This window comes from Cupriavidus sp. 8B, assembly GCF_054589115.1.
This window is the reverse complement of the sequence record NZ_BAAILO010000208.1, coordinates 1-1,629: the sequence shown is the minus strand read 5'-3', so window position 1 is coordinate 1,629 and position 1,629 is coordinate 1. Positions and strand designations below refer to the sequence as shown.

Below are 1,629 nucleotides of genomic sequence, written 5' to 3'. Positions count from 1 at the left end.
GCATGGTAGGAGAGCGTTCTGTAAGCCTGTGAAGGTGTCTTGTAAAGGATGCTGGAGGTATCAGAAGTGCGAATGCTGACATGAGTAGCGATAAAGGGGGTGAAAAGCCCCCTCGCCGTAAGCCCAAGGTTTCCTACGCAACGTTCATCGGCGTAGGGTGAGTCGGCCCCTAAGGCGAGGCAGAGATGCGTAGCTGATGGGAAGCAGGTTAATATTCCTGCACCGTCGTATGATGCGATGGGGGGACGGATCGCGGAAGGTTGTCCGGGTGTTGGAAGTCCCGGTCCCTGCATTGGAGAAGGCGCTTAGGCAAATCCGGGCGCGGAATTCAAGGATGTGGGGCGAGCGGCCTAGTGCTGCGAAGCAATTGGAAGTGGTTCCAAGAAAAGCCTCTAAGCTTCAGTCATACGAGACCGTACCGCAAACCGACACAGGTGGGCGAGATGAGTATTCTAAGGCGCTTGAGAGAACTCGGGAGAAGGAACTCGGCAAATTGGTACCGTAACTTCGGGATAAGGTACGCCCTTGTAGCTTGACTGGCCTGCGCCAGGAGGGTGAAGGGGTTGCAATAAAATGGTGGCTGCGACTGTTTAATAAAAACACAGCACTCTGCAAACACGAAAGTGGACGTATAGGGTGTGACGCCTGCCCGGTGCCGGAAGATTAAATGATGGGGTGCAAGCTCTTGATTGAAGTCCCGGTAAACGGCGGCCGTAACTATAACGGTCCTAAGGTAGCGAAATTCCTTGTCGGGTAAGTTCCGACCTGCACGAATGGCGTAACGATGGCCACACTGTCTCCTCCCGAGACTCAGCGAAGTTGAAGTGTTTGTGATGATGCAATCTCCCCGCGGCTAGACGGAAAGACCCCATGAACCTTTACTGTAGCTTTGCATTGGACTTTGAACCGATCTGTGTAGGATAGGTGGGAGGCTTTGAAGCGTGGACGCTAGTCTGCGTGGAGCCGTCCTTGAAATACCACCCTGGTTTGTTTGAGGTTCTAACCTTGGTCCGTGAATCCGGATCGGGGACAGTGCATGGTAGGCAGTTTGACTGGGGCGGTCTCCTCCCAAAGTGTAACGGAGGAGTTCGAAGGTACGCTTGGTACGGTCGGACATCGTACCTAAAGTGCAATGGCAAAAGCGTGCTTAACTGCGAGACCGACAAGTCGAGCAGGTGCGAAAGCAGGACATAGTGATCCGGTGGTTCTGAATGGAAGGGCCATCGCTCAACGGATAAAAGGTACTCTGGGGATAACAGGCTGATACCGCCCAAGAGTTCATATCGACGGCGGTGTTTGGCACCTCGATGTCGGCTCATCTCATCCTGGGGCTGTAGCCGGTCCCAAGGGTATGGCTGTTCGCCATTTAAAGAGGTACGTGAGCTGGGTTTAAAACGTCGTGAGACAGTTTGGTCCCTATCTGCCGTGGGCGTTGGAATCTTGACGGGGGCTGCTCCTAGTACGAGAGGACCGGAGTGGACGTACCGCTGGTGTACCTGTTGTCTCGCCAGAGGCATCGCAGGGTAGCTATGTACGGAAGAGATAACCGCTGAAAGCATCTAAGCGGGAAACTCGCCTGAAGATGAGGATTCCCTGGAGCCTTGAGCTCCTTGAAGGGTCGTTCGAGAC

General features: G+C 54.1%; 1 rRNA gene. It reads left to right on the top strand.

The window, feature by feature from the left end:
• Positions 1 to 1,629 (top strand): 23S ribosomal RNA (locus tag ACYP5B_RS20220); the annotation flags it as partial.